The sequence below is a fragment of the Pseudoalteromonas sp. NZS127_1 genome (assembly GCF_015864295.1).
GTDB lineage: Bacteria > Pseudomonadota > Gammaproteobacteria > Enterobacterales > Alteromonadaceae > Pseudoalteromonas > Pseudoalteromonas arctica.
This window is the reverse complement of the sequence record NZ_JADYXO010000009.1, coordinates 148,032-171,923: the sequence shown is the minus strand read 5'-3', so window position 1 is coordinate 171,923 and position 23,892 is coordinate 148,032. Positions and strand designations below refer to the sequence as shown.

General features: G+C 38.7%; 19 protein-coding genes. 9 read left to right on the top strand and 10 right to left on the bottom strand.

Annotation, left to right across the window (positions count from 1 at the left end):
* Positions 1-112 precede the first annotated feature (112 nt).
* Complete coding sequence (locus I6F50_RS10660) at positions 113-718, bottom strand: TIGR04211 family SH3 domain-containing protein (RefSeq protein ID WP_007584830.1); 606 nt, start codon at positions 716-718, stop codon at positions 113-115.
* Positions 719-1,012: 294 nt separating this feature from the next.
* On the opposite strand from I6F50_RS10660, the gene I6F50_RS10655 reads away from it, so the two are divergent.
* The 3 genes from I6F50_RS10655 (at position 1,013) to I6F50_RS10645 (ending at position 6,079) form a co-directional block, all read left to right on the top strand.
* Positions 1,013-2,536 (top strand): CYTH and CHAD domain-containing protein, encoded by a 1,524-nt coding sequence (locus I6F50_RS10655; RefSeq protein ID WP_165728469.1) that lies wholly within the window; start codon positions 1,013-1,015, stop codon positions 2,534-2,536.
* A 515-nt stretch (positions 2,537-3,051) separates the two neighbouring features.
* Positions 3,052-3,861, top strand: coding sequence for a phosphate/phosphite/phosphonate ABC transporter substrate-binding protein (locus tag I6F50_RS10650; protein ID WP_197176213.1), 810 nt, complete (start codon positions 3,052-3,054; stop codon positions 3,859-3,861).
* A complete protein-coding gene (locus I6F50_RS10645; RefSeq protein ID WP_197176212.1) occupies positions 3,848-6,079 on the top strand; it encodes an ATP-binding protein in 2,232 nt (743 codons plus the stop codon). Before I6F50_RS10650 ends, I6F50_RS10645 begins: the two co-directional genes overlap by 14 nt.
* 39 nt (positions 6,080-6,118) lie before the next feature.
* On the opposite strand, the gene I6F50_RS10640 is transcribed toward I6F50_RS10645, so the two are convergent.
* A complete protein-coding gene (locus tag I6F50_RS10640; RefSeq protein ID WP_165728472.1) occupies positions 6,119-7,636 on the bottom strand; it encodes a S10 family peptidase in 1,518 nt (505 codons plus the stop codon).
* 365 nt (positions 7,637-8,001) lie between these two features.
* Between I6F50_RS10640 and I6F50_RS10635 the strand changes: the two genes are divergently transcribed.
* From I6F50_RS10635 to mrcB, 4 genes are all read left to right on the top strand, one after another.
* Positions 8,002-9,225 carry a diguanylate cyclase gene (locus I6F50_RS10635; protein ID WP_165728473.1) on the top strand — a complete coding sequence of 408 codons (1,224 nt, stop codon included), beginning with the start codon at positions 8,002-8,004 and terminating at the stop codon, positions 9,223-9,225.
* A gap of 220 nt (positions 9,226-9,445) precedes the next feature.
* The gene (locus I6F50_RS10630; RefSeq protein WP_004587162.1) at positions 9,446-9,784 is read left to right on the top strand and encodes a P-II family nitrogen regulator; all 339 of its coding nucleotides are present in this window, start codon (positions 9,446-9,448) and stop codon (positions 9,782-9,784) included.
* A gap of 9 nt (positions 9,785-9,793) precedes the next feature.
* Complete coding sequence (locus I6F50_RS10625; RefSeq protein WP_010555509.1) at positions 9,794-11,023, top strand: ammonium transporter; 1,230 nt, start codon at positions 9,794-9,796, stop codon at positions 11,021-11,023.
* A 150-nt stretch (positions 11,024-11,173) separates the two neighbouring features.
* Positions 11,174-13,516 (top strand): penicillin-binding protein 1B, encoded by a 2,343-nt coding sequence (gene mrcB / locus I6F50_RS10620; RefSeq protein ID WP_165728474.1) that lies wholly within the window; start codon positions 11,174-11,176, stop codon positions 13,514-13,516.
* Between the two features lie 65 nt (positions 13,517-13,581).
* Here the strand turns inward: mrcB and I6F50_RS10615 are convergent, their stop codons facing one another.
* The 5 genes from I6F50_RS10615 to I6F50_RS10595 form a co-directional block, all read right to left on the bottom strand.
* Complete coding sequence (locus I6F50_RS10615) at positions 13,582-15,423, bottom strand: methyl-accepting chemotaxis protein (protein ID WP_024608758.1); 1,842 nt, start codon at positions 15,421-15,423, stop codon at positions 13,582-13,584.
* A gap of 178 nt (positions 15,424-15,601) precedes the next feature.
* On the bottom strand, positions 15,602-16,882 hold the full coding sequence (gene hemL, locus I6F50_RS10610; RefSeq protein WP_165741544.1) for a glutamate-1-semialdehyde 2,1-aminomutase: 1,281 nt from the start codon (positions 16,880-16,882) through the stop codon (positions 15,602-15,604).
* 33 nt (positions 16,883-16,915) lie between these two features.
* Positions 16,916-17,932: an aspartate carbamoyltransferase gene (locus tag I6F50_RS10605; RefSeq protein ID WP_007584862.1), complete on the bottom strand. Its 1,017-nt coding sequence runs from the start codon at positions 17,930-17,932 to the stop codon at positions 16,916-16,918.
* A 114-nt stretch (positions 17,933-18,046) separates the two neighbouring features.
* The gene (locus tag I6F50_RS10600) at positions 18,047-18,481 is read right to left on the bottom strand and encodes a CopD family protein (protein WP_007584864.1); all 435 of its coding nucleotides are present in this window, start codon (positions 18,479-18,481) and stop codon (positions 18,047-18,049) included.
* A 15-nt stretch (positions 18,482-18,496) separates the two neighbouring features.
* A complete protein-coding gene (locus tag I6F50_RS10595) occupies positions 18,497-20,179 on the bottom strand; it encodes a chloride channel protein (RefSeq protein ID WP_007584866.1) in 1,683 nt (560 codons plus the stop codon).
* 322 nt (positions 20,180-20,501) lie between these two features.
* Between I6F50_RS10595 and erpA the strand changes: the two genes are divergently transcribed.
* Positions 20,502-20,840 (top strand): iron-sulfur cluster insertion protein ErpA, encoded by a 339-nt coding sequence (gene erpA, locus I6F50_RS10590; RefSeq protein ID WP_002958911.1) that lies wholly within the window; start codon positions 20,502-20,504, stop codon positions 20,838-20,840.
* A gap of 48 nt (positions 20,841-20,888) precedes the next feature.
* Here the strand turns inward: erpA and I6F50_RS10585 are convergent, their stop codons facing one another.
* A complete protein-coding gene (locus I6F50_RS10585; protein WP_165728476.1) occupies positions 20,889-21,077 on the bottom strand; it encodes a hypothetical protein in 189 nt (62 codons plus the stop codon).
* A 452-nt stretch (positions 21,078-21,529) separates the two neighbouring features.
* Between I6F50_RS10585 and I6F50_RS10580 the strand changes: the two genes are divergently transcribed.
* Positions 21,530-21,769 (top strand): helix-turn-helix domain-containing protein, encoded by a 240-nt coding sequence (locus I6F50_RS10580; RefSeq protein WP_007584874.1) that lies wholly within the window; start codon positions 21,530-21,532, stop codon positions 21,767-21,769.
* 70 nt (positions 21,770-21,839) lie between these two features.
* Here the strand turns inward: I6F50_RS10580 and I6F50_RS10575 are convergent, their stop codons facing one another.
* Together I6F50_RS10575 and I6F50_RS10570 are read right to left on the bottom strand one after the other, a co-directional pair.
* On the bottom strand, positions 21,840-23,219 hold the full coding sequence (locus I6F50_RS10575) for an MFS transporter (protein WP_007584875.1): 1,380 nt from the start codon (positions 23,217-23,219) through the stop codon (positions 21,840-21,842).
* Positions 23,220-23,269: 50 nt separating this feature from the next.
* Positions 23,270-23,890: a peptidylprolyl isomerase gene (locus tag I6F50_RS10570; RefSeq protein ID WP_010555196.1), complete on the bottom strand. Its 621-nt coding sequence runs from the start codon at positions 23,888-23,890 to the stop codon at positions 23,270-23,272.
* Positions 23,891-23,892: the final 2 nt, after the last annotated feature.

Here is a 23,892-nt window from a genome sequence, read left to right as displayed (position 1 = left end):
CTTAAGTTACAAGCCATCCTGGAAGGCTACGATTTAGCAAAATCTCTTGAGCCAGACTTGTGATCAAGAGACAGCTATAAAGCGGCTTTTTTGTATTCAATAGAAAGGAGGGTTATGCCCAACCTTCATAGCGTTTACGACGTGACAACACTATCGTTAATATAATACCTAAAAACAGGCCTAAAAACGCAATAGCACCACCGTAAGTAAGTAGCTGACGTTTCTCTTTTGAGCTAGCAGCTTCTTTTTGGGTGCGCTCTTGCTCTAGCGTTGTTTTAAGCTTAGTAATTTGGGCCGATAACTGCAGGTTTTGATCAGTTAAAGTTTGGTTTTGCTCTTGTAGCTGCGGAAGTTCTATTTGAGCTTGGCGCAGGTTTTCTTGCATAGTACTCATTTCGCTACTTAGTGTTTTGTACTGTTGGTGTAAGCCTGCCGTTTTGGTAACAAACTTAGTTTCTATCCAACCTTCGCGGTCTTTATCATCTTTAATTTTTATAAAGCCGTTTTCTTCAGCAGATAACAAGGTTAACTTTGTTCCAGCATCTACAGAGCCGAGTAGTCGATAATTCTTACTCGCACCAGAGCGCATAAAAGTATATAAATTATCGATAATATAAGCGGTGTTTGCATTAGTTGAATTTGCAGGTTTTGCTTCTTCTGCATAACTCATAAATGTGGTGGCTGTTAAAAGTAGCCCTAATAAACAATGTTTTAGCATTTATCTACCTTGTTGATCTAACTGCGTCCGTTATGAACGTGATTTTCATTTCACATAAGTAGTTAGATAGTATGGATTAAATAGCTCAATAGCAAGACTGATATTGTAACCCAGTAGCAGTTACCTAGCCCACTAGGTTACAAACCTCGCCCCGCGATTAAATTGCCTCTAGATAGAACGAATTTTAATCCACAAAGGTCAACAGGCACTAAAATAAGGCTAAAAAATTTGCATTGTTAGTGTGCTTTGTTTATTTTGAGCACTTATTTATTTTAAAGGTAATCCGCAAACCGAATGGATACTGAGATAGAACTGAAATTTTTGGTATCAGATGCCGTTATTCCACTGATCCCCTCGTTAATTACTCAATTTGCAAAAACGGTGAAGAATAAACCGTCACGCAGCTTACAAAATGCATACTACGACACGCCAAGCCGAGAGCTTAGAGCGCTTGACATAGGCTTTAGAACTCGCTGTTCTGACAGCGAATGCGAGCAAACTATAAAGCTTGCAGGTGAAGTTGTAGGTGGTTTACACCAACGTCCAGAGTACAATTTACCAATTGAATCAAGTCGCCCTAATTTAATGGCGTTTGATGCTGATATTTGGCCTCATGGCATGCAAATAAGCGCAATCTCAAAAAACTTGTATCCAATATTTAGTACTAACTTTATTCGTCGTACTTGGTTAATTGAAACCGAAAGTGGCGCTAAAATTGAAGTTGTACTCGATAAAGGTGAAATTGCGGCTTCGGGTAAAATTGAAATTATTAGCGAGCTTGAAATTGAGCTTGTTGAGGGCAGTCGTAATGAGTTGTTTGCGTTTGCAGATGTACTGGTTAGCCAGAACTGTATCCGTTTAGGATTATACTCTAAGGCCGCGCGTGGTTATCGCCTTGCAGATGAAAAACCTTTAATACCAAGCAAATCTATTGGTTTTGTTCAATTACCAAAGTCGACTACCCAAGAGCGTGCTTTAGTTGAAGCCATGAACTTTGGCATTCGCTTTGTGCAAAAGCATGAGCAATGCTATTTCGATAAGCCAAGTTTAAAAACGCTTAAACGCGTAACTGACGGCATTAGCCTAATACGCCATACTTTTTGGCTGTACGACGATATAGTATCCAAAGAAAGTACAGAACATTTACGTACAGAGCTTAAATGGTTATTAAGCGAATTAGCGTGGGTAGAAAACGCGATTCAATTAAAAACGTACACGTCTAAACGCCATGCTTTTTATAAAAAAATTAATGCTGCTCCAGCACTTACTCAAGTCATTGGTGATTTAAAAGAGTTACAGCCAAGCATTGACGATATAAATGCACTGTTTCATAGCGCGCGTTATAATCGTTTATTACTGTCGTTAACTACGTGGTTAATTGATAAACAGTGGCGTAAAGATTGGGGGCAAATAGAGCTTCAAGCGGCTGAGCAAAACGTGTCGTCCATTGCGAGTAGGCTTTTTAATAAAGACTGGAAAAATCTGCACGAATTACTCCCTAAAGAACAAACACTCGATGTCGCTTCGTATTTAAACCTGCGCACTCAACTTGAAAATAGTTTACTGAGCGGTAACTGCTTAGGATCGTTATTTGATAAAGAGGAACGCCTAGAGTTTAGATTGCCTTGGCTTGATATTTCTCATGGTATTTATGAGTTAAGTACGCTTGAGTATTTAAAGCAGTTATGTGCTGGGCAAGAAGACGAACAGCTTGCTAAAATCCAGTCATGGCTTGAACAAAAGTCTGAATATTTGGTGAGTGCGATGGAGCAAAGTCGCCTTGCTTCATTTGACATAGAACCTTACTGGCAAAAATAAATGATGCACTTTTGTAATGAAATTCAGTTACAAAAGTGCTTATCCGTTATTTTTTAACTCGTTATTTTTAACACTTACGCTGAGCCAACATGGCATTTGTATAAAAACAAAAATGGCGTAAGTGTGTATTATCAAAGCCACAGTGATAATATTTTTGAAGTAAAAGCGCAGATGAGCGAAATACCAACCAGCTTTGCCTCATGGATCAATCCCTACTTGGCTAATCAATAAAGCCGGCCTAAAAAGTACTTACGACATCTTTATTAATTTACATCATATGCTCACACATAAAAATATACTCCAAAACTACCTGTAATCAATAAAGCCGGCCTAAAAAGTACTTACGACATCTTTATTAATTTACATCATATGCTCACACATAAAAATACACTCCAAAACTACCTGTAATCAAAGTAGGTCAGTGCTAAATATCGAATATATAATAATTTTATGGTGTGTTGAGTAGTCTTTAACTACGCTTAAGCAATAATGACACGCTATTATTTGGAGAATTGATGAAGTATTTAGTGGCTATATTATGTTTGATGCACAGCTCACTCTTATTGGCTCAAGAATATACTTTTGGTGTAGTGCCGCAATATGAGCCGCAAAAGCTAAATGCTATTTGGCAACCTTTGTTAAAGCAAGTAAGTAAGCAAACAGGGGTATCAATAAAGCTAATTACAGTTGAGTCTATTCCGGTATTTGAAAAAGCCTTTGCTAATGGCGAATACGACTTTGCATACATGAATCCATGGCACAGTGTTGTAGCATATGAAAAGCAGGGATATTTGCCACTAATAAAAGATGCAGGGCGAAAGCTGCAAGGTATTTTGCTCGTAAACAAAGACAGTAATATTGATAATTTAAGCCAACTAGAGGGCGCCGAAATAGCATTCCCTGCACCTAATGCATTAGGTGCGTCATTATTAATGAGAGCCGACTTAGCATTGTTATATGGGCTAACAATAAAGCCTGTATATGTTCAAACCCACCCTTCGGTATATTTAAATGTAGCACTGCATTCAACAATGGCGGGCGGTGGTGTAATGGGCACATTTAAACAACAACCAGAAAGCTTGCAAAATAAGCTTAAAATTCTTTATAAAACGCGTGAAATTAGTCGCCATCCAATTGTAGTCCACCTAAGGGTTGACCCTGCAATACAGTTAAAAGTGCAACAAGCTATTTTAGATATTGGGCAAAGCCCAGAGCATAAACATTTACTTGCAGGTATCCCAATTATTAAACCTAGTATTGCAACTTTAGCAGAGTATCAGCAGTTAACTCAGTGGGGCTTGCGCTCATTTTATGTTGAAAATTAGAGGGTTTCGTAGTCTAAGGGCGCAAAGCTTTATTGTTGTATTGCTTTGTGGCTTGCTTATGGCCTGTCTTTTTATGTTTTACGCCTTACCTGAGCAAGCGCGTTGGGTAAACGATGGGCTTTCAAAGGCTGCTCAGCGTTCTTTAGCGCAGTTATCGACTTCTATAACGACTCCGTTGTTAACTAGGCAGTATGCAGAGCTGTATGAAGAAATAGACAGCCAACTCCAAACTCGCCCTAATTGGAAAAGTATTAAAATTGTTGATGTGGATTCAAATAACCAATTATACCCGCTTGAAAACTGGGTTGGAGCAAATGAAAACGGCGACATGTTGTTATCTCAGCAGGTGGTGTTTTTAGATAAACCGCTGGCTAATATTAGCTTGGTTGTTAATTTTACGAATGAAATAAACGAATCTTCAAAACTTCATTACACCTTAATATATATACAATTTATTATTTTAGTTATCGTTTTTATAGGTTTAGCTTGGCTGGTGGATTACAGGGTTACGTCGCCTTTAAGGACTTTAAAGCAGGGGTTTTCACGTTTAGCCAAAGGTGACTTTGATTGCCATATAGATAAACAACAACAAAATGAAGTAGGCAGTGTAATAAGTGCATTTAATAACATGGTTGATGAGGTTGCTAATAACCATCAAAAATTAAATGTATTACGAATTCAAGCCGAGTCTGCAAGTAAAGCAAAGTCAGATTTTATGGCCAGTATGAGCCACGAATTGAGAACCCCATTAAATGCAATTTTAGGCTTAGCCCAGCTGTATGGATATGATGAGAGTGCTAATAAAGTACAAAAAGAAAACGCGAAAAGCATTTATCAAGCTGGAGAACATTTACTATTACTTATAGACGATGTACTTGATTTAACGGCTATTGAGTCGGGTAATATGCAGTTTAGTTTTTCTTATGTGCCTATTAAAAGCATATTAGAGGAGTCAGTAGAGCTCGTCACTGAGCTTATTAAAGGGCAATCAATAACACTGTATACCCAAGGTTTCGATTCCTTAGAAGGGTTGAGTATTTACATTGATCAGCGCCGCTTTAAACAAGTGATGCTTAACTTGCTTTCAAATGCGATTAAATACAACAAACCAAATGGCAGCATTAATATAAATTGCCGGGTGTTAAGTAATAAACAATGCGAAATAGATGTAATAGATACCGGATGTGGATTTGCTCCTGATGACATTTCTCGCTTATTTAAACCTTTTGACCGCTTAGGAGCTGAAACCAGTAAAGTAAATGGAACCGGTATTGGTTTAGTGATAACTAAGCAGCTGGTAGAGCGTATGCAGGGTTCTTTAAGCGCGCAAAGTGAGCAGCACAAAGGTTCTTGTTTTACACTAAACTTTAACAGCTTTGATCAAACTGATTTGCCAGCACAAGTGCAATCTCCTCAAATAACACTTCAAAGTTTAGATACAGTAACTCTTCCTACGCTTGAGGTTTTAGTAGCAGAGGATCAGGTTACAAATCAGCAAGTATTAAGGCAGCAATTAACCATGCTTGGAGTGTGTTCTACTTTTGTAAGTAATGGGGAGCAAGCCTGGGAAACTCTGCAAAATAAACACTTCGATATTTTACTAACCGACATTCAAATGCCTTTACTCGATGGGTTAGGGTTAGCCAAAAAAATACGCGAAAACACTCATTTTGATAAACTTATTATAATTGCAATTACGGCCAACATTACCAAAAACAATATAGATAATTGTTATGATTGTGGAATGAACGGCTTTTTAACCAAGCCCATTGAGCTTGTTAAATTAAAGTCGTTATTGATGGAGCACTCTCAAACAGTGGTCAACACGCGATCAGAAAAATCTGATGGTGAAAATATAGCTTCAGATAGTTTTGATCAACTAGATATCACGTTATTAAAAGCAATGCTTGGTGATGATCCTACTGTGCACTGCATGGTGTTTAATGCGTTTTTACAAACGGCAGGGGAGCAAATTAAATTAGCTAATGCGTATGCTAAGAGTAAAAATTATGTTGATTTGGCTTTTCAGGCCCATGCCTTAAAGTCGTCGTCAAAATCGGTAGGGGCTATTAAACTGGCTGATATATGCCAGCAGATCGAAACGTATGCAGAAAATGAATCTATTGATAACAATGAAATGCAAAGTCTCGAGACCTGCTTCAACGATGTAGTAACGAAACTTAAAAGCTATTGTTTACGATATGAAAAACGCACATAAAAAATGGCTCATAAAGAGCCATTTTATGTTTAAAATATTTTAGTATTTAGCCGCTTCCCCTTTCTTAGGTAAAGCGTCCTGTATAAAGTCACGTAAATCGTTATTAGAGCTTTCTAAGTCAGCGTGGCGAAGGTACATCATATGCCCACTTCTGTAGCCTTTAAAGCTCAAACGGTCTTTCATTTTACCGCTTGGGTCTAATTGCCATAACGTATATTTAGCGTCAAAGTAATTGGTTGCACCATCAAAGTATCCTGATTGAATCATCACGTTTAAGTAAGGGTTTTGCGCCATTGCTAAACGTAGATTTTCGCCCGTATTATTACCGGTTCTATCCCATGGGTGAACATTACCAAATAAATTATATTTTACATCTGTTTTATAGTTTAGCTCTTCACGTAAGTAGTGATTAATTGCAGGAGTGAAAGAGTGTAACCAAGAGGTAAGTTCAGCCCAGTAGTCTGGGGATTCACCCGCGCCTCGTTTATCTATTCCTAAATAACGAGAATCTAAGCGACCCACAGTTTGACCACGCTCACGTAGTAGCTCTTTCCAGAAAAATTGAGTTGGAATATCCAAGTTATTTTGTTCAACAAACTTTTCTGATAAGCCAGCGTAGTGTGCCATTTTTGTAATAATTCGACGTTTTTCTTCAGCATTAATAAAGCCACCCTTGGCAAGCGCTGGGATTAATTCGTTTACAGTAAACTCTTCAACTTCAGGTAATAACTCATCTAGATCTTTAGCTTGTAAATCGGCTTTAAGTGCTTTGTGATACCAAGCAGTTGCTGCAAAGTAAGGTAGGCGGTTAGCTGCTTTAATCGGGCCGTCGCGCTTAATACCAATATCAGTAGGTGATACGAGAACAACACCGTTTATGTACATCCATTGACTATTTTGAAGCTCATGAGCTAGGCCCGATACACGTGTTGTACCGTAGCTTTCACCAATTAAAAATTTAGGCGATCGCCAGCGCTCAGCCCTATTTACAAAAGTATTTAACCACTCAGCAAGGTACTTAATATCGGCATTAACACCAAAAAATAGCTCTTTTTGTTTTGCTTTAGAAGGAAGTTCGCCTTTTTCGTTTTCAAGTACGCGAGAGTAGCCTGTATTTACAGGGTTTACGTAAACAATATCGGCAATATCAAGTACAGAATATGGGTTGTCTTTTACGCCATAAGGTTGAATTGGATAGCCTTCGTCATCAATTTTTAATACGCGAGGACCAGTATAAGCAAGGTGCATCCATACAGAAGCCGAGCCTGGCCCGCCATTAAATGAAATAAGTAATGGGCGAGTTGTCCTGTCGTCAACTTTGTCGCGTGTGTAGTAGGTGTATTGCAATGTCGCAACCGCGTCGCCTTTATCATCCCATACAGGTTGTGTGCCTGTGGCAACGGTGTAATTAAAGCGTTGACCGTTGATTTTAGCTTTATGTTGAGTAACAACTTTGCTGTCTACATCAATACGACGTTGGTTATCGGCAAGCGTGCTTGTACTGATTATTAATGCAATAACGGTTATCGGTAAACTGATAATACGACTAAGCTTCATTAGGTGTCCTTATTATTGTTGATACACCATTAAAGACATTAATGAGTTAAATAACAAAAGTATTGAGACTAGTGGCCGATAATACTAGTTAAGTAAGGTATTAATGCGCTTAGAGACGCGTGCTAACCACTTTTATAGTTATTTAGGATTTGGTTTCTTTATTTAGTTAATCACAGAATTCAGGTATATTGCGGGCCTACTTGTATTGATTTTATATACAAGCTATCACCAAAAAAATCTAATGGATTACGCTTTCAAGCACATAAGTGCACTCTACACCGGATGTTTATGACTAATGCTATTGCAGTAATAGCGTTGTATTTGTCGTTTTGTTACAAAATTAATTAAAGGTAAAGAGAAGCTTTATGCAAAGAGTATTAGTGGTTGAAGACAGTAAAGTAGTGCAGCAGGTGCTTCGCCACTTAACTGCACAATACCTTGATGTAGTAATTGATTTTGCTTGGTCTTTAGCAGAATGCGCTACGTTCGTAGAAAAGCACGATTATACGCTTGCGTTAGTTGATTTAACTTTGCCAGATGCTCCGCACGGTGAAGTTGCAAAATATACTTTATCTAAAAAAATTCCTACGGTTGTTTTAACCTCAAAAATAGATGAGTACAAGCGCCAACAAATGCTTGAATTGGGCGTAGTTGATTATGTTATTAAAGATAATCGCGATTCTTACCATTATGCCGTTAAGCTCGTTGCGCAATTACTCAGAAATCAAGGCTGTAAAGCACTAATAGCAGATGACTCATTACTAAGTCGCTCGTTAATGAAGCAAATGCTAGAAAAGCAATTGTTTGATGTAACAGATGCCCACGATGGACAACAAGCACTCGAAATATTAAAAGCTAATCCTGATATAAAGCTACTTATGACCGACTACGCTATGCCCTCTATGGATGGCTTTGAACTTGTCAAAGCGGTACGTAATTTTAGAGGCCGAGACGACTTAGCAATTATTGGCTTATCGGGCGCGGGAAAGCATGGCCTATCAGCACGATTTATTAAATACGGCGCCAATGACTTTTTAACAAAGCCATTTATGAATGAAGAGTTTCATTGTCGAGTACTTCAAACAATGGAGCAACTGTCGTTAATTTCAGATATTAAAGAAAGCGCACATAGGGATCACTTAACAGGGCTTCATAACCGACGCTACTTTTATCAATATGCAGAAAAGCTCCTTAAAAGTAAAAACCAGAAAAATACTTTGGCATTGCTTGATATCGATTTTTTCAAAAACATTAACGATACATTAGGCCATGAAGGCGGCGATCAGGCTTTAAAGCAGGTTGGTTCATTAATACGATCTACGTTTTCAAAGTTTACGGTTGCACGGGTTGGCGGAGAAGAGTTTGCCATAATATTACCTGAAATAGAGCTAGAACGCGGTCGTGAATACTTTGAAGCATTTAGGAAAAAGATGGCTAGTTACGATTTTTCTATTAGCGATAAATCAATTAAAATTACCACTAGTATAGGCTTGGCTGACTTTCAAGACACTAGTCTAACGCAGGCTATGCGTGTTGCTGACAAAGCATTATACGAAGCTAAAAACCAAGGCAGAAACTGCGTGGTATAACCCTTCTTAAACAAAACTAGGTACGTGATAAATATATAGAGATATAGCACGCACCAATGTAGCTGACTTGTTAAATTAACGCACCTAATTGGTGCGTTTTTTTTGATCTTGAGTTTGTGTTTTTTACTAAGTGGCTGTTTTTAATTGATATAAAATAGTGGCACAAAGGTTGGATTGTTTAACCCAATAGGATAACAATAAAGAGTCCGAGGGGGCCGCTATGAAAATGATTAGTGCAATCATAAAACCATTTAAATTAGACGACGTGCGTGAAGCACTCGCTGATTTAGGAATTGAGGGGATGACAGTAGTTGATGTTAAAGGTTTTGGACGTCAACGAGGTCATACTGAGTTATATCGTGGTGCAGAATACCAAGTAGATTTTATTCCTAAGATCAAACTTGAAATTGCAACGCGTACTGAAAATTGTCAACGCGTTGTTGAAGCAATCACTAAAATTGCATCAACAGGTAAAATTGGTGACGGTAAAATTTTCGTGTACGACTTGGATCAAATTGTTCGTATCCGTACTGGCGAACTTGACGAAGAAGCAATTTAAGGGGGTCTCATGGAAAATACAATAATAGAACTAAAGTTTTCACTCGATACCTTCTATTTTTTAATATCAGGTATATTAGTAATGTGGATGGCAGCAGGTTTTGCCATGTTAGAGGCGGGCTTAGTTCGCTCTAAAAACACAGCTGAAATTTTAACTAAAAATGTCGCGCTATATTCAATTGCATGTACGATGTTTTTATTAGTTGGCTACAACATTATGTATGTAGACAATGCCGAAGGTGGTTTTATTCCTTCAATAGGCGCTTTAATTGGTACACAAGCTGCCGATGCTGACCATTCTTTAGAATCTGACTTTTTCTTCCAAGTAGTATTTGTTGCAACCGCTATGTCGATTGTATCGGGTGCTGTTGCTGAGCGTATGAAACTGTGGGCTTTCCTAGGTTTTGCTGTAGTACTAACTGGTTTTATTTACCCTATTGAAGGTTACTGGACATGGGGTGGTGGTTTCTTATCTGAAATGGGCTTTGTTGATTTTGCAGGTTCTGCAATTGTGCATGGCGCAGGTGCAGCAGCTGCACTAGCTGGTGTATTAATCCTAGGTGCTCGTAAAGGTAAATATGGTAAGAATGGTGAAATATACCCAATTCCAGGTTCAAACTTACCACTTGCTACACTAGGTACATTTATTTTATGGATGGGTTGGTTTGGCTTTAACGGTGGTTCTCAATTACTACTTTCGGATAAAGAAAACGCAACTGCAGTAGGCCAAATATTACTTAACACCAATGCAGCAGCTGCAATGGGTGCTATTGCAGCACTGTTTGTATGTAAAGTACTTTGGGGTAAATCAGATTTAACAATGGTCTTAAATGGTGCATTAGCTGGCTTAGTTGTTATAACAGCAGACCCTCTATCTCCATCACCATTAATGGCATGTCTACTTGGTCTACTTGGTGGTGCACTTGTTATATTTAGTATCATAGCACTTGATAAAGTTAAGATTGACGATCCAGTGGGTGCTATCTCTGTTCATGGTACGTGTGGCGCATTAGGTATTATGTTAGTACCGCTAACCAATGGTGACGCAAGCTTTGTTAATCAGTTAACGGGTCTAGTATGTATTCTTGCCTTTGTATTTGTAGCATCATTTATTGTTTGGACTGTGCTTAACAAAACAATGGGTATACGAGTAACCGAAGAAGAAGAACTAAACGGTATGGATCAACACGATTGTGGTATTGAAGCCTACCCAGAGTTTGTTTCTGTTCGAAATAGCTAATAGTTTATTTAAATAATAGTGTGTTTACACAAAGCCCTACTTCGGTAGGGCTTTTTTTGTTTCAGGGGGGGTTAACTTTTCGGATGTTAGGATATATCCAATATGCTAAGCTCACACTCGTGAATAACCCTTGGAATAAATTACACTTAAATGGCCGATAATAAAAAAACACCTACCAGTAAACCTGCAGTTAAACGTGCAAGTAAATCGTCAAGCAAGACAAAGAAAAGCACCTCAAAGGGCAGTAAAAAAACAGTGGAAACCACTGTTAAACGCTCTTTTATGAGAAAAACATGGTCAGTGTTTTGGAAACTAAGCTTGGCTGTTTTTATTGCAATGGCAATGTACTTCATTTATTTAGATTCAAAAACAACGCGTATATTTGAAGGTAATAAATGGCAACTTCCAGCGCAAGTGTATGCTCGTTCTATGGAGTTTTATCCGGGGCAATTTTTATCAAGCCAGGAAGTAGTGTTTGAGCTAGAGCGTTTAAATTATTCATCGGTTAATAGATTAAGCCGCACAGGACAGTTTGTTAAAACAGCAGATAGCATCAAGATTTATCGTCGTGATTTTGAATTTTATGATGGCCTTGAAGAATCACATATTATTGAACTTCGCTTTGCAGGGCAAAAAGTTGCGACCATTAAAGATAAGTTTGGTAGGCGTTTAAATTCAGCTCGTCTAGAGCCTGTGCAAATAGCGCGTATTGGTAATGACTCTAAACAAGATAGAGAATTTGTACCACTAGATAAGTTTCCAGCAATGCTAAAAGATACGCTATTGGTGGTTGAAGACCGTGATTTTTACGAACATCATGGTGTATCAGTGTTTTCTATTTTACGCGCGCTTTATTCTAATATTAAAGCGGGGCGCACCGTTCAAGGTGGCAGTACGCTTACTCAACAGTTAGCTAAAAATATTTACCTAACACGTGAGCGTTCTTTAGTACGAAAAATAAATGAGGCCTTTATTGCCCTTATTTTAGATTATCGTTATTCAAAAGATCAAATATTGGAAGCTTACTTAAATGAAGTATACCTAGGGCAGTCATACAACCAAGGTGTGCACGGTATGGGGCTTGCTGCTGACTTTTACTTTTCAAAGCCGGTAGATGAGCTTGAGTACGATCAAATTGCTTTGCTGGTAGCAATGGTTAAAGGTCCATCTTATTACAACCCACGTCGCTATAAAGAGCGCACAATGGAGCGCCGAGACTTAGTGCTTCGCCTTATGGTTGAAAACAAGCTACTTAGCACAAAAGAGTACCGTGCATCGCTTAATCGCCCAATTGATATTGCGCCAATGAAAGCGAGTTTACAAAAATCATATCCAGGCTATTTAGAGTTAGTAAACAGAGAATTAAATGAATTATTGCCAGATCAGCAAACACTTGATGCAGGTGTAAGAGTATTTACTTATTTTGATTTGCAAAAGCAAACAGCAATGGAAGAGTCTATTGAAAAGAGCTTACCGTACCTGGAAAATCGTCCTAGAACCGAAAAACTAGAAGCAGCCATGATCTCTGTTAATGTAGAAAAGGGCGGTGTATCTGCACTTGTTGCAGGGCGCGATGTTCGTTATTCAGGATTTAACCGTGTTTTAGATACAAAACGTAATATTGGCTCGCTGGTAAAACCTGCTGTGTATTTAACCGCACTGCAATTACCACATTATAATTTAGCTACTTTGCTTGATGACTCGCCAGTACAGGTTACAAATGAGCAGGGAAAAGTGTGGCAACCAGAAAATTTTGATCATCAATACCGTGGTGCAATACCTCTTTATAAAGCATTTAGTAACAGTATTAATATTCCAGCGGTTAATTTAGGCCTCGATGTAGGTGTTGATAAAGTCGCGAATACACTAAAAGGATTAGGCGCTAAAGGGGCGATAAACGAATACCCATCGTTGCTTTTAGGGGCTGTTGAAATGTCGAGTTTTGAAGTTGCTCAGCTTTATACGACAATTGCTGCAGATGGCGAATATAAAAAGCTTACTGCAATTTCGGCATTAACCGACTCGGTTGGTAAAGTACTTTATAAGCATAAAGTAAATGCAGAGCCTCGTTTTGATAAATCTGCAATGTATATGACTAAATACGCGATGAAACGCGTAACGAAAGACGGCACTGCTAAACGCTTAAATTTACACTTCCCATCAATCCAACTTGCAGGCAAAACTGGCACTAGTAACGATTTACGTGATAGTTGGTTTGCAGGCTTTGATCAAAATACAGTGACGGTAGCTTGGCTTGGTCGAGACGACAACAAAAGCACGGGTTTAACGGGCAGCGTAGGTGCATTAGAAGCGTATATTCGTTACTTAAAGCCACTTAATCCACAAGCAATAGCCGATACGCGTCCGCCATCAATACGCTGGGCATTTGTAAATGAGCAAACGGGTAAGCAGGCACCACCAGGATGTGGCAAGGTGATTCAGCTACCACTTAGAGCGAGTGAGTTTGAGCCAAGACCACAATGTATTCGTTAATCTAAGACTACTTTAAACAACGAAGCCGCTTATTTAGCGGCTTTTTTGTGAGTTGTAGTTAACGCTTAAGATTTAAAAAACTGCATTGATTTGGTTAAATCATTAGATAAGCGACTTAGCTGCTGTGCATCTTGCAGCGTTGATTGAGCTGATGTTAGCGTTTGATCTGCTAAATTACTCACCTCTTGCGAATCATTTAATGCTTGTGTTGTCGCATTTGACTGCTGTTTAACACGCTCTGCAATAACTTCACCTTGATGTTTAATGTCGCCCATACTTTGCTCTGCGCTTTGCAATACTTCATTGGTTTGATTGGCTGCTTTTACCGATTGCTCCATTTTTTCAACACTTGAACGCATTTTTTGCTGAGTGTCGTCAGATGCTTGTTGTAAGGAGCTAATAATTTGATGAATTTCTTGTGTTTGTGTTTGTGTACGCTGAGCAAGAGTTCTTACTTCATCAGCTACAACGGCAAAGCCTCGACCATGCTCGCCAGCTCGTGCAGCTTCAATAGCGGCATTTAGTGCAAGCAAGTTTGTCTGATCGGCTATCTCACTAATACCTTTACTTACTTTGCTAATTTCTTGGCTATCTTGTGCTAGCTTATCGAGCGCTTGTTGGCTCTCTGCAAATTCAATTTGTAGATCTTGCATATATTTAGCAAGCTCCATTGTATTGTCTGAACCTTGTTTTACATGCGCAGCAGCATCTTGCGCGGTAAGCGTTGCTTGATGGGCTGACTCTTCAACTGCAAGTGCGTTTTGAGCCATTTCGCTGAGTGCATTATAAATGGCATTTACTCGGATTTGCTGTTTTGAAACATCATTGCTTGTTTGGCTACTCGCATGTGATAGCGATTTAGTTGCGCCGCATAGCTCTTCTGTACTTGCTTTAACATCAATTAATAAATGTGAAAATGCATTAAGTAATGCGTTGTAGCGCGATGCAATAATTCCCATTTCATCATTAGTGCTCGAATCGATAGTGGCATTTAAGTCGCCATTCGCGGCTCTATTCGCTGCATCAGCAAAGCGATTAATGGTATCAACAACTGCAAAATAAAAACCAATCATTAAATAAAATGCAAATAACAAACTAATCAATGAAGCGGCTAAAACAAGATTTCGAGTCCACTGTTGAGTTTGCAGTTTTGCTTCAATAAGGCTCTCAAGCGTTGGAATACTCTTACTAACAAGTTGATTAATACTGCTGTGAACATTGTTTGTTAGTTTAGTAAATTCTGATTGAGTTAATAAAATATCGTCTGGCTCAAGTAGTTTTTCATCTATCGCTTTTTTAAATGCGCCAACAGCACTGTGTAAATTATCTAACGAGGGCATGAGCGCTTTATTTACTGATTTGTCTGCATTGGTGGCTACATTGAGTATTTTATCGAGTTGTTTTTCGTATAAAGGAAGTGACTTACTAAAATTTGAAAGTGCTATAAACGTATCTGGCGTAAAACGATTACTTGCCAAAACAGTATTTGCGCTTTGCGCTGTCGAGTTTATTTGCATTATAAGTGCAGGAATTGGCGTGACTAAAGAGCGGTTTACGTAAGCACTAGCTAACTGGCTATCTAATGCTAAGTTAGACTGAATAGAAACAAGTTCAAGTACATCATTTGCTTGATCGTCTTTTATATCAAAACCGAGTGAGCGAGCTATTTTTATATTTTGATTTGCTTCCCCCTGCATTTGATTTGAGAGTATTGACCTGTAGCCTTTTAAACCTTGTTGCTGCATTTTTGAAACAGCGATACTTTCACTTAATAATGAGACTAAAAAAAACAAGCTAAGTGCGAGAGGAACGAGTAAAATTCCAAACATTAAGCTGATTTTAGTTTTGTATTTTAAATTTGCCATTAGCTGGATAGCGGGAAAAGAAAATTGGCGTAATCCTGACATAAGGCTCTCTTGTATTTTTGTAATTAGGGTAAAGGTGAATAGACCTTGTTATGCTTAATTATCATTCATTTATAGTACTTTACAAATAAAAAAAGCCCTTTCGGGCTTTTTTCAATCTTTAGTCTTAATTACACACTGTAAAAACAAGCGCTTATAAAATATAAAAAGTAATTTTAACTTAAAGTTTAGCAAACGAGCGTTCTGCTGCCGCTATTGTTTCTTTTACTTCTTGCTCAGTATGCGCAGCACATACAAAACCAGCTTCAAATGCTGATGGAGCAAGGTACACACCTTCTTCAAGCATAAGGTGGAAAAAACGTTTGAAGCGCTCTAGGTCGCATTCAGTAGCTTGTTTGTATGTCGTTACTTTTTCAGCATCAGTAAAAAAGAATCCATACATGCCGCCAGCATAATTAGTTGTTAATGCAATGTCTGCTTTTTTAGCGCCAGCTTCAAAGCCTTCACAAATTGCTTTAGACGTTGCTTCTAACTTATCGTGTAGACCTGGCTCACATAATAGCTCAAGTGATTTTAAACCTGCAGCCATCGCAATAGGGTTACCAGAAAGAGTACCCGCTTGGTAAACAGGGCCCACAGGCGCAATGTAATCCATTATTTCGGTTTTACCACCAAACGCGCCAACGGGCATGCCGCCGCCAATGACTTTACCTAAACACGTAAGGTCTGGTTTAATGTTGTAATACGCTTGAGCGCCGCCAAGTGCAACACGAAAACCCGTCATTACTTCATCAAAAATAAGTACTGATTTATATTCGTCACACACATCACGCAAACCTTCTAAAAAGCCAGGTACTGGTGGAATGCAGTTCATGTTACCGGCTACTGGCTCTACAATAATACAGGCAATTTCGTCAGCGTATTTTGCAAAAATAGCTTTTACTTCATCTAGGTTATTAAACGACACAGTAAGTGTATGCTTAGCAAAGTCCTCAGGAATACCAGGAGAATTAGGTACGCCCATTGTTAGTGCACCAGAGCCAGCCTTAACTAATAACGAGTCAGCATGGCCGTGGTAACAACCTTCAAATTTTAATATTTTATCGCGGCCGGTAAAGCCACGCGCTAAACGAATTGCACTCATAGTTGCTTCAGTGCCTGAGCTAACCATGCGTACTTTTTCGATTGATGGAACCAGCTCTTTTACTTTTTCAGCCATTAGTATTTCGGCTTCAGTTGGCGCGCCATAGCTAAGGCCATTTTCTACTGCTTCGTGCACGGCTTGTTTAATTGCAGGGTGGTTATGGCCCATGATCATAGGCCCCCAAGAGCCAACATAATCAATGTAACGATTACCGTCGGCATCAAATGTAAACGCGCCTTCTGCTTTTGTAATAAATAGCGGCGTACCGCCTACACCGTTAAAAGCACGAACTGGCGAGTTTACGCCACCTGGAATAGAGGCTTGAGCGCGTTCAAATAAGTCTTGGCTAATTGTCATGAAAAATCCTATAAATTGTCACTTAAAGAGGGTTTAGCTGTCGCGTTTGCGGCTAAACCAAGGTACGTCCACTTCATACTTATCGACTTTATTTTCTACGCCGAGTGTTAAAGCAAACAGTGCCATACGAATTAATACGCCATTTTGTACTTGGCGGAATATTGCTAAATTGTCGTTACTGTTTAAGTCGTTATCAAGCTCGTTGGCTTCTAAGCGACTATCACGTGGTAACGGATGCATTAACACAGAGTTAGGTTTGCAATGAGCGCTGTAAATAGATTGGCTAATTCTAAAACCGCCACGGTATTTATTTGCTTCTTCTTGTGAAGGAAAGCGCTCTTCTTGAATACGTGTTTGGTAGACAATATCGGCGGCTAAATTACCTTCCATCTTGTTTACTAGCTCAATTTTGTGTCCTGCATTTTCTACGGCATCTAAAATGCTCGTTGGCATTTGTAGGCCATCAGGCGCGACCATCGAAAACTTTACGTTTTTATAATGGCACAATAGCTTTGATAGAGAATGCACTGTGCGACCATATTTTAAATCACCCACAAGCGCTATATGCATGCCATCAATATTTTGATCAAAACGGTGTAATTCACGCTCAATGGTTAATAAATCAAGTAATGCTTGAGTCGGGTGCTCATTTGGGCCGTCGCCGCCATTAATAACTGGCACAGTACAGCCATCAGCAAATTCACTTACTGAGCCTGCATCGGGGTGGCGCATAGCAACAGCATCGGCGTAAGCTGAAATAACGCGCGCGGTATCGTAAAGTGATTCACCTTTTGCAAGCGCTGAGCTTTGCATACCTGTAGTTTCACGTACACCACCGCCTAGTAAGTTAAAGGCGGTACCAAAGCTAACTCGCGTGCGAGTACTTGGTTCAAAAAACAAATTAGCTAAAATAGCGCCTTTAAGCACCGTTGTTTGCTTTTGTTTTTTAGCATAAGGCTCCATTTTTTTAGCTACTGCAAAAATACGTTCAATGCAGTCTCTGTCTAGCTGATTTACAGACAGTATATGTTCGCCTTGGAAACTTAACATGGGGTAATTCCTAATCAATCAAATGGGCGCGATAATCCATAAATGGAGCACGCAATCGCGCGTGTTATAGCAAGTATTGTAAATTGCAGCGCAGTTTAACATGCACCGAAACGCTTATAAATTAGGTTTTATTACCGCAAGTGCCACTATGATGAGCAGCGCAATAACAGGGAGCTCATTAAAAATACGGTAAAAGCGGTCTGTTTTAGTGTTTCGGTCATGTTTAAAGTCACTTAATAACTTAAAACAGTAGCCGTGGTATAGGTATAAAATAATTACCAGTACAAGTTTGTAATGTAGCCACATACTGTATTTAAACCAATCACGACCATATTCAACAATGGTTAACACACCAAATACAGCCGTTAAAACAGCAAATGGGGTTACGAAATAAAGTAACCTGCGCTCCATAACTTTAAGCATAGAGTTACATGATCTTTCTTCGCTCATTGCGTGATATACAAATAATCGAGGCAAGTAAAAAATACCGGCAAACCACGCAATCATAAAAAATATGTGGAGTGTTTTATAAATCAATAATGCGCTCATAATAGTCCTTATTGCTTAAAGTAAGCTGTTACGAATGGTTAAAATATGATGAATTTGATCCCAGCGTAATAGCCCCATAATTTGTTGATTATCTAAAAGGTTATAAACGTAAAGCGCGCCACTTCTTTTATCTTTTAGTATATCGAATGCATCGGCTAGGGTGGCTTGGCTGCTGATGCCCTGCAAGCTAATGTAATTTATATTTATTGCTTCATCAGACATTAGCGTTAAATCGTATTCAGCGAGGCGATAGCCATTTTCTTCGTCAAAAACAATCAAGGGTGTTTGGCTATCCATGGCATCAAGCGTATTTTTTATTTGCTCTTTATCGTCTGAGTAAAGCAATTTAAAGTCTTCATCCATATCATCCATTATTCCCACTTTTTGTAATGCTTCGGTAGCGGGAGATACATGGTACGGCAATCCCTGAAAATCTAATTGTTGCAAAAATATGGAGCGATTTCCAAAAAATTGTAATGCAGTTACATATGCAGTGGTTATAACTATCATCGCAGGAACGATTATTTCAGGTGATGATGTAAGCTCCATTACTGTTGTTAATGCAGCAAGTGGTGCATGCAGTGTAGCCGCTAATAATCCAGCCATACCTAAAACCCCATACGTACCCGCAATATCAGTACCCGGGCTAATATATTGAGCAAAAAAGGCCATTAATGTCCCAATTAATACACCAAGCCCAATTACCGGACCAATTAAACCACCAGGAATACCCAAACCAATAGCAAACAATGTGGCAAGTAGTTTAGCTATTAAAATGGTAGTAAGCAGCTTTACGTTATCAGGCGATTCAACCGCGATAGTAATCGCACTCATACCAGAACCCATAGCATGAGGCACCGCGTAAGCTATCAAGCTGGCAATACAGCCTGCGATTAGTAAACGAGGAAACATACTTAAAGGTTTAAATGTTTTAATAATTAGCATTAAGTTTTGATTAAAGCTAAATGCTATAGCGCCCAGCGCCATACCGCATAATATTAAATAAGGGTAATGCCAACCACTTAATGGCGCTATTGTAATGAGTGCAAGTTCAGAGCCTTCACCAAAAACAAACTGCGTAGCGAGTGCACCAGTAACAGCAGCAAGCATGATTGGCACAAATATGTGTACTTTATATTCTCGAAGTACCACTTCCATTACAAAAATAACGGCTGCAAGTGGGGTATTAAACGAAGCGGCTATACCTGCTGCAACGCCGCAACCACTTAAAGTACGCATGGCGTTATGCGGTAAATGTAGTTTATCCGCTAAAATACTCGCACCTGTTGCGCCCATATGTACGGAAGGCCCTTCTCGGCCAACCGAAAAACCGCTAATGAGTGCAAGTGCGCCACCAACAAATTGATTAACCGTATTGTATAAAGGCATTTGCCCGTAATGGCGTTTAATACGATGAATAACAAAAGGAATGCCTAAACGGTAATGTTTAAAGCCAGTAAATGCAGCAAAGCACGCAATTAAAAATGCGGCTATTAATGGCATTAAAACGCGTTCAAGAGTGGGTAGGGTAGTAAAGTCGTCAGGTGTTTCCAAAAATAAGCTTTGAAAAAACAAAATAGTTAAGCGAAATAAAATAATAAAAAATGCAGCAATTAATCCGGCAACTACGCCTAATAAGCATAATTGTACAGATGTTTTAGGTTTTGCCAGTCGACGCCTGAGTTGCTCAAGCCACATGCATTATTTCCTCGCCGCATTTTTCAGCAGCATTTTAGCAAAAGAGTTTAGTTAAGTCCTTGTGATTTTGAATTTTTCGTAACTTATATTAACAATTTGCAGTAAAGATTAAGACCTATTTTTTATAACTAAAATTTTTAATGAATTTATAGTTTACAAGGGTCGCTTTTAGTTTGCTTAAGTATTATTTTAGTGAGCTAATGTTTAGCCACTTTTTTACTAATTTATAGGTATAACTTAGAGTAAAGAGTTGTTTTACTATACTTGATTAAAACACTCGGGTATTAGATAATCACGCCATTGCGATATTGAGGGTTTTAAAATGTCTGAAGAATTACCAATTAAGTTCAGCGATGCAGCTGCTGTTCGCGTTAAACAGTTAATCGACGAAGAAGAAAATCCAGATTTAAAACTGCGTGTTTATGTAACAGGTGGTGGTTGTTCTGGTTTTCAATATGGTTTTACTTTTGATGAAAAAGCGAATCCTGGCGATTTAGAAATTGTAAAAAATGGTGTAACACTCGTGATCGATCCAATGAGCATTCAATATTTGGTTGACGGTGAAGTTGATTACACTGAAGGATTAGAAGGCGCACGCTTTTTTGTATCTAATCCTAATGCAACAACAACCTGTGGTTGTGGTGCAAGCTTTAGCGTTTAACAGCCAAACGCTAAATAGAATGAAGCCGCTTTGCGGCTTTTTTAATGCCTACAAATCGGTTGGGGCGTATTCAGTTATTTGCATTATCAATACAAAAAAGCCAAGTACAAAAGTAGAAAACGCTAAAATGTATATGAAGCCTTTTTTGCCTTGCTTAATTGGTACGCCGTTGTGGCGCAAAAAAAAGTACCAACCCAAGCACAACACAATCGGTAATAAAAAAAGAAGTCTGAACATTATTCGGCCTTTTTGGTGCTAATTATTGCTTAATCATAAACATGTGACGATAAATTGGAACAAAATTGTTATAAAAATTCATTTAAATATTTTATAACTAGAAATTAATTTATTAATACTTTTTGAGTACTTAGGTCAATATTCAGCGTTTATAAATATTCACTCGTGTTCATATTTGTACCGAGTATGTAATTAGTTATTTAACCAAAGTGTTAATAGTATATAATGTATCCAAGAATGAGACGGGCAAAATTTCATTCTCAATAAAAACAAATCTTTACCACATTATTAGCGTAGTTTTTTAGCTATATTGGTGGAGTGAGTAGCAACACATGCTTTGTTAAGCAATAGCTTGCTATTGAAAATATGGTATGACTGCTTACTTGCCTACAGCTATTGATAGAGACTACTGCTTTAATAGGTACGTCAAATCATCTAGTAGGAGATGTAAAATGATGGGCAAAACAGTTTCTTCTGAAGAAAATGCAAAGCTAACAAAGTGGCTTAAAAGTAAGCGCCACGAAAAGGGTCATACAATGCGAAGCCTAGCACAAGTGCTGGGAACGCCTCATTCGTTTATCGGCAAGATTGAAAATCAAGAACGCCGTTTAGATGTGATTGAGTTTGTTCGTTATTGTACAGCTCTAGAAGTTGATCCACATGAAGCACTTAGCTTGCTAAAAGTAGATTAACTCAAACATTGCTTAGTACACTTTAAGGGGCACTTGATAGTGCTAAGTAATATGTTAATGCAGGGATGCATTAAATATTTTTATGATAATTTTTCTCAAGCTCATATAATTTATGCCTAATCAGGTATAAAAATATCAGCGAAGGTATAACCATCAAGGCTGTTAAAACAAAGAACAGCGACCAATTTCCCATTAACCAATCATCAATTACTACACCACTGTAGCTCGAAAGTAATGTTCGTCCTAAATTCCCTAATGACGCCAGTAATGCATAGTGTGTTGCACTAAATGCTCTATCGCATAACATCGATATAAAGGCCACCATAGCGACCAGCGACCATGCTTGCGTAAACCCGTCAATAACAATAGCAAAGGCATACAGTCTTAAATCAGGGCCAACTAAAGCAATCCACGAAAAGGCTAAGTTTGAGGCCGCCATCGCAATGCCACTAACAAATAAACCCTTAACAATGCCATATTTTTGATTAAATAAACTGCCAACAAAGGTAAATATGATTGTAAGTACGGCAGTACCTACCTTTGAAAATGTAGCTATATCGCTATTGCTAAAACCAATTTCTTTATAAAAAACAATCGACATTCGCCCTAAAAACGCTTCGCCTATTTTAAATAAGAAAATAAACGCAAGTAATGCCAGTGCCGTTTTAACGCCATTTTTAGTAAAAAAAGCTCTAAAGGGATCAATAACGGTTACCGCGAGCCACGCAACAGTTTTTGTAAGAGGGGTTTGTTTTGTAGAGGACAGTTTTTCAAGGTACACACGTTCAAGCTCTGCATGTACCGCTTCTCTATTTGATTCAGGTTCTTTTGCAAACAATGCTCCACTCATTAGCAGCAGCATTACAGCAGCTAAAAAGTAATAAATTTGTGGCCAGTCGAGCGAGGGGATATCAGCCATATAAAATGGAATTGCACCTAAAAGCGCATAACCTGTCCACCAACCAGACGTTGCCATAGCGGCTGCCGCTGTTGCTTTGTGAGATTCGTTTGCTTTAAGTGTGTCTATTCTGAATGCATCAATAGCAATGTCTTGCGTTGCAGAAGCAATGGCGATTAACAAACAAATTGCAGCAACAATTGCTAAATTAGCTTTTAAATCAAGCCCAGCTAATAATAAGGTGCCAATAAAAATAAAGCTCTGGCAAAATAGTATCCAACTACGACGTTGGCCTAGCCATTTATATAAAATAGGGAGTTTTGTACGATCGATTAAAGGCGACCATAAAAAATTTATACTGTAAGCGCCAAATACAATGCCGAATAGGCCAATCATGCTGCGGCTTAGCCCTTCATCCTTTAGCCAAGCCGACATAACAGAGCCAATTAATACCCACGGAAAACCGCTACTCATACCAAATATAAAAATATGGATTAAGCGTTTGTCTTTAAAGTAAGAAAAATATTCGCTAATAGAGAGAGATTTGCTCATAGGGCCTTCATTGGCTTTGATGCAGAGCAGCTAAGCTGCTCTTAAATAAATTACAGTGGAACTTGTTCAAGCATTTTAATATTTAAGATGATCACCGGTTTTTTAGGAACAAAATCGTAACCAATCTTTTCATTAAACCCTGTTTCAACAGCCATGATCTTATCAAGGGTATCGTAGCCATCCATTACATTACCAAATACTGCAAAACCCCAATCTTTCCCTGGATTTAAGTGATCGTTGTTATCCATATTAAAAAAGAATTGGCGTGTTCCTGAGTGCGGTTCACGGTCTTGATACGCCATAGCAATGCTGTACATATCATTTTTTAAACCATTGCCGCTTTCATTAAAAATAGGGTCATTTTCGTGTAAGCCGTCGTAATCTTTATCGTAGCCACCACCTTGAATAACAAAGTCGCGGTCATTTTCCACATCGCGCTCAATACGATGAAAAACACTGCCTTGATAGCTCTTATCTGACACGTAAGTTAAAAAGTTATTGACCGTAATGGGGGCTTTTGAACGGTCCAGTTCAACAACAATACTGCCCATCGTTGTTACGATTTCGACGCGTGGAAAAATATTGTCTTTTTGCACAAAGCGGCCTTCTTGGGCTGCCAAGCTACTTACACTAAAAAATAGGCCTAAGCAGATTAAAAAAAGTCGTTTCATAG